Raw genomic sequence first — 6,388 nt, 5'->3', positions numbered from 1 at the left:
CAGCTTTGAGTCCTATACCAAAGGTGCAGGTAGAAACAGTATCTTCTGTCAGTCTGAGATGACCCTTGAGAACAGGAAATACCGAACCTTTGCCTCACTAAGCTTTGGTTATGAGCATCATAAGAATGCAGATATCTACAACGTTGGTATCAAGGCTGGACTGAAGTTCTGATAAAAAAAACAGGACAGAATGGAATGCTGTCCTGCAAAACAGATCTTTCTTTTCAATCACCGTTCATGATGATTATTATTCCGATTAAAAGTATTAATTATCATACCTAAGGTGTTAAGCATTATAAATATTTACCAAATTCAATCACGCGTATACCTCTCAGTGCGATGATGAATCTAGTTTTAAAAGCTGTTTTTTATGTTTTAAAATGAAATAAACTTATTTAATTTATATCTCTATAATGTAGTCGAAAAGAAGGCGAATATGTGACATGTATTCCAACTTTTAACAAAATATGCCATATATCTAAAAGTAGTTACATCTTTTTGAAAATTTATTGTTTTATACTTAAGTCAGATGTTAAACGAAAGAATCTGGTTTATAAATTAGAAGTCAGATTTCTACAAAAGATTCTATCAGTAATGAGGAAACGGTTATGTCAGTATCAGCAATTTCAACTTCAAGCATTAACGCAATCAAGGGTACCGAGTTCGAAGGCATGTCCATCCAGATGATGGCGGCTATGGTTATGTTAGAGGTTGGTGCCACCAAGAAGAAAGAAGCAGAAATGAAGATTTCTGATATGAAGGCTCAGAATGATAAAGCAAAGTCAATCAATAATCTGTTAGACAGAATGAATGCTGATCTTGGTGCATATACCAAGGATGAGGATAAAGATAAGCATGCAAGAATGGGAATTTTAGTGAAGTACTTGGATGAAGCAAAAGGCTTAGGTCTTAATACAGACAGATGGATTGGTCCTAAGTCAGCTGAGCAGGTTCGTGCAATTACCTCCGGCATTCAGCATGCTGCCGAGAACTGCAACTCCGACAATCAGACTCAGATGGTTAAGCTGCAGGACTTTATGGGCCAGTATAACAGCTTTGTAAGCGGTGCAAGTGATCAGATTAAGAATGCAAATCAGATCCTGCAGGGCCTGGCAAAGAATTAGTTAGGAGAATGCTGCATGTTGTAGAACCTGAAAACACACTTTCAGTAACAGACTGTATTGCTGGGTGGTTACAGCAGAAGACAGCATGCAATACAGATGCACAGATAAAAAAACATTTCAGAATTAGAAGTATTTTTAAGCTGTGAAAGCTGGTTTGCCGTAGCAGATATAAAATCTTTTAAGACAGATTTACCTCTTATGATAGATTGAAAGCCTGTAATTTTTTACAGGCTTTCTTTTTGAGAAATAATTAGTAAATTCAGGATTCTGACAAGATTTTTGATGGTTAATAACACTCATAATCTTTTATTTAACTTTATATTTTTATTGTGATTTTTATCATGATATGTAGAGCTTATTAATAATAAAAGATATCGCTTTTCTATACTTAGAATAAGACATTTTTTTATGATACTGTCTTTTTATATTTACGTACTTTTTTCAGACAGGATAAAACAATTTATAAATCAAGTATTGCAGTTCAACATTAACAAAAGTACTGCTTAGAAATGCGTTATAACACCTCTTTTTATACCCTTTATCAGTTACTGTTGAACTGTAAAAGTTGACTAAACTAATTAGATTTCAGGATTAAGAATGGCAAAATACGAACGAGTTCTGAACAAAAACAGTTATTACGAAAACATAGAATGGCTTACGACTGTTTTAAAAGAGAAGAAGCTTAATAAACAGGAACTCTATACCGCTCAGCTTCTGGTTGAAGAAAACTTCATGCAGCTTTTGAAGTTAGCAAAAAAAGGTACGGAACAGAACGTAACTCTTTCAGTCATAAAGACCTTTGGAGCTATCGATGTTGTTTTATCTGCTCCAGGTGACGTATACCTGCCTTTTGAAAAATTTGATGAAAACTGTCTGAACGAAAACGATGATGATTTTGCTAGCCTATCAATTATAAATTCCTATAAATCAAAGATTACAGTAAGCAGAAAAAATGACCTTAATGTTGTAACTATAAGAGTTCATAGTCCATCTTTGGGGCAGACCAAAATTATGCTTTTGGGCGTTTTTAGCGGTTTGCTCCTTGGAATGGTACTAAGAGAAACCGTATCTGATCCTGTTTATCTTACCTGGATAGAGCAGAATCTTCTCAATCCGATTCAAACTATACTACTGCATGCGCTAGTTCTGGTTTCAGCCCCCCTGATCTTTTTTTCTATTCTGTCTGGTATTTGTAATATCTCAGATACAGCCGCACTTGGAAAAATCGGTATAAAGCTGATGCTGATTTCTCTTCCTAAGCTGGCATTTTATGTGGCTTTAGGTCTTGCGGTTGGACATCTCTTAGGACAGATTGATGTCATTGCCCAATGGGTTGGTAAAGATTCAGATCTGCCCAATCAGGGAGTAAGCATAAGAGACATGATTGTAAATATAGTGCCTAACGATCTTGTTACTCCATTCTATACCAATAATATTCTCCAGATGCTGTTTATGGCTTTTGTTTTCGGAATTCTTCTGGTTAAAGCGGGACCATGGGCTACATGGGCAAAAGATGGAATTGCGTTCTTTACACGTTTTTTTGAGGAAGTAATTGGTTGGATTATTCCTTTTATACCACTTCTGGCCATGGTTTCTATGATGAAGGTTACCTTGTATACCGGTCTTGAATCAGTCCTTCCTTTTGTCAAAATAATAATTGCAGCAGCTGTAGGATGCTTACTTTCTATTCTTATTTCTGGAATGCTTGTGGTTATAGTTGGGAGAATGTCTCCTATTCCATTTATCAGAAAAGCTTTTAAATTCATTCCAATTCCGTTTTCTTTATGTGATTCTATTGCCTGTATTCCTTCAACTATGAAGTTCTGTTTGACAAAGCTGGGAATGGAGGAGAAATTTACAAAATTCTGTGTTCCCGTAGGAATGCAGCTTAATATGGATGGTACCGCTTACTATGTAGCTATTGTGTCCATCATGCTAGCTAAGGGAGCAGGGCTGGATATCAATTTTGAGTTTATTGCGAGTTTCTTTTTTGCTTTGTTCCTGATTTCTCTAACAGGTCTGGGAATTATAGCGATGCCTTCTATATATGCAGCCTTTGGAATCCCTCAGTTTGCAGTTGCTCTTATGATTGGTATTGAACCAATACTGGATATGTTTGGAACGGTTCAGAATGTAACAGGTAACATCACAACTTCGTTTCTTGTAGCCAGAAAGGCTAATGCTGTTGAAAAAGGAATTTATCAGAGTACAAAAGAATCTCAGTGATTAAATGAATTAAAACTGTTTTGGGGATGAGCATTTATGTCGTTTAAGAAATCTTTGCTTGCGATAGCTGTATTTGAGGTTATCTGCTGTTCAACTCAGGCGGCAACCGTGAAGTATGTGGATACTTTCGGTAAGCCTATGTTTGCTCTTAATTTCGTAAATGACTATGCTCGACAGGATGAGGAAGGAAATCTTTGGAGTTTAACTGAAGATCAGAGAAATGCAATTGTCGATGCTGCCTCCATCTGGGGAGAACTGTTTGCTAAAAACAGTAGTAATACCACCTATCTGCCAATATCAGTCCAGCTTGTGTATGAGGCTGGTAATGATAACAATGCCTCAGCTGGCTCTGAGGTTGACGTTAATTCTACTTATACTTTACTTCAGAATGGTATTATCACAGGTAGGATTCTTGATAATAATCTTGCTGAATATGTGCTCAATCAGTCAACCAAAATTGACTACATGCCTTATCTGTATCCTGTTCCTACCATGGAGGTAACACAGGAGTTAACTACAACAACTTTCCATGAACTGTCTCATGCCCTGGGAATTTTATCTGAGGCTCCTACACTTAAGCAGCTAAAGGACCAATGGGATGATATAAAGGAAGATCCTGATAGTGAGGATCTAGTTAACTTACTTAAGGTTAATCATTATCTTGATGACGATAACGAGTTCAAAGATAGTTTATATGATGAGACTCTTAAATCTACAGGGGTTTCAAATGATATAACCGCCTTTGCTTCGCATCTGTGGTCTTTCATGAAGATAAATGGAACTTCAGCTGTAGAAAAAACTAACGAGGCTCCAACACAACTTAAATATTTATCTCTGCTGTCGTCGGCTGATAATCCAATAGATGGAACATTTATTGTAGGTCCTTTGGATGAAAGTGGTGTTTACTTTATCGGTGATAATGTCAAGGAAGTATTAAAAGGAGCGTTACCAGGTGTTCCTGTTAATGGAACGGAACCTAATAAAGGTTTTGAACTTTCTCATCTGGAACTTGCCCACAGTATGATGAGTCATCAGAACTGGCGAAATTACGTGACCCTGATGGAAGCTGAGATGGCTGTGTTTCAGGATATGGGCTATAAAATTGACAGACGAAATTTTTATGGAAGTTCATTATATAGTAGCGGTGAGCCCAATAATAAAAATAATTACACAAACACCAATCCTTTCTATGCCCGTAATGCTGAGGGAACAGCATATATGGTAGGAAAGCCTAATACTGCAACTTTAGGTGTTGGTTTTCATCTGTATGGTTCAAATAACATTGTAACCCAGGCAGCCGATCTGTTAGCTGACGGAAGAGGTGGTACTGGCATAAGGGCAGACGGTTCAGGAAATACAATTAAAATTCCAGCCTCGACCAGAATTACTGCAAACGGTGACCATGGTACAGGTATTCTTATGTCATATGGTAAAGGAAATACCATCATCAGTCAGGGTACCATTGAAGCTACAGGAAACGGAGGCAAGGCCGTTGCCTTTGATTTTGGCCTGAACATGCTTGGTGACACAGTGGAAAGCCGTGGTTCGTATATTTATACACAAAGATCAACAGTATATGATCCAAGCGCAAGTACTGATACAGATATTACAAATCTGGCTGGCTCATTGGTTAATTCCTTCGATCTCTCAGGCAGTCTAGAAGGTAGATACGCTTCAATCTATATTGCTAATAATGCATTGGTATCTAACATTAACGTGCTGAAAGGGGCTTACATCAAAGGAGATATTATCTCTGAATGGGATCCTGCTGATGATGACTTATTTGCTACTCATAAGAATCAGTACTACACTGCTCTGAATTTCGGTTATGGAGTGAATGCAGACGGAACATCCACTGGTTCAGGAGACAGCTCCTTTGCCATGACTCTGGAAGGTTCAATTGCAGGTTATAAAAGTCTAAAAATCAATCATGCAGCAGGTACCTTAAATATTGAAGGAACTGTTGCTGCCTATGATCTTACTAACAGCGGATATCTTGCTATTAAGGACTCTGAGGATAAATACAGTGCTGATATCAAACATGATTTTTCAACCACAGGAACACTTGAAACAGGTTTCTATGCAGATAGCACCAGTGACAAGATAAAGGTTGGCAATAATGCATCAGTTCAGGGAAACTGGGTATTAAGGCCAAATCGTGATTTCTACAGTAATAACGCTAAGATTTCTCCAGAGTTCCCTGTAGTTGCAGCAGGAACATTAACAAAAAACTTTTCGACAGCCAATGCTGTAGGTTCATTCTCTCCAACTCTGAAGATGAGAATTACCAACAATAATGCCAACAGTCCTGAAATTGAAATGTACCGTGATAGCGATGCCTACTCCAGATATGCAGAAAGCAGTGCAGATGCCGAGGTTGGTAGTGCCTTATATGGAATATCTTCGGTTGCACATGGAGATATGCAGGAGCTGATAACCATTCTAGATTTCTCAGACATGCAGGGAAGAAGTGTTACCTCTGCCTTAAAGCAGTTAGGACCATCAGCCTTTGACTACGGTTCTATGACAGCCTTAAAGGAGAGATGATGCGTCATATGCAGGGAACCATGCTCAGCTCCAGATACAACAATCTGTATAACAGCGACAGTCTCATGGCCTCCAACAGCTATGATTTAAACTCAGGGCTTAAGGGGGTACAGGACAGAAAGCTGATAGGCTTTGTTATTCCATATGGAGATTACACCAAACAGAGCGGTAGCAACGGTCTGGATAACATGAGAAGCTACTCAGGCGGTGTAGTAATGGGAGCCGAGTGTGTCAGAGACGATGGAGTAAGCTATGGAATCCATGGAGGACTGAGTATCAGAAATACCAAAGTAAAGGCAGAGAATATCAGCAAGATAGACAGTCAGGGCCTGTTTGTAGGACTTCACGGCAGTATCTCTCCAGAGGAATGGGGCGGATATTATGCAGAAGGCCAGGTTAAGGCCGGCTGGTATGAGAATCAGTCCAAGAGATATATTGATTTTAACAACTACTCCAGAAAGGCGAAGGGTAATTATCAGACCTACAGTACC

4 protein-coding genes are annotated in these 6,388 nt (G+C 38.5%); all 4 read left to right on the top strand.

What is annotated here, in order from left to right:
* Window positions 1-608 precede the first annotated feature (608 nt).
* Window positions 609-1,124: a hypothetical protein gene (locus QZU45_RS10480; protein WP_295355090.1), complete on the top strand. Its 516-nt coding sequence runs from the start codon at window positions 609-611 to the stop codon at window positions 1,122-1,124.
* 597 nt (window positions 1,125-1,721) lie between these two features.
* Window positions 1,722-3,350 carry a dicarboxylate/amino acid:cation symporter gene (locus QZU45_RS10475; RefSeq protein WP_295355089.1) on the top strand — a complete coding sequence of 543 codons (1,629 nt, stop codon included), beginning with the start codon at window positions 1,722-1,724 and terminating at the stop codon, window positions 3,348-3,350.
* 36 nt (window positions 3,351-3,386) lie between these two features.
* Window positions 3,387-5,897, top strand: a complete 2,511-nt coding sequence (locus QZU45_RS10470; RefSeq protein WP_295355088.1) for a hypothetical protein — start codon at window positions 3,387-3,389, stop codon at window positions 5,895-5,897.
* A partial coding sequence (locus QZU45_RS10465; RefSeq protein ID WP_295355087.1) for an autotransporter outer membrane beta-barrel domain-containing protein occupies window positions 5,897-6,388 on the top strand: 492 nt, incomplete at its 3' end. The genes QZU45_RS10470 and QZU45_RS10465, both read left to right, overlap by 1 nt.

The sequence above is a fragment of the uncultured Succinivibrio sp. genome, from assembly GCF_902756765.1.
Classification (GTDB): domain Bacteria; phylum Pseudomonadota; class Gammaproteobacteria; order Enterobacterales; family Succinivibrionaceae; genus Succinivibrio.
This window is presented reverse-complemented; position numbering and strand designations above follow the sequence as displayed.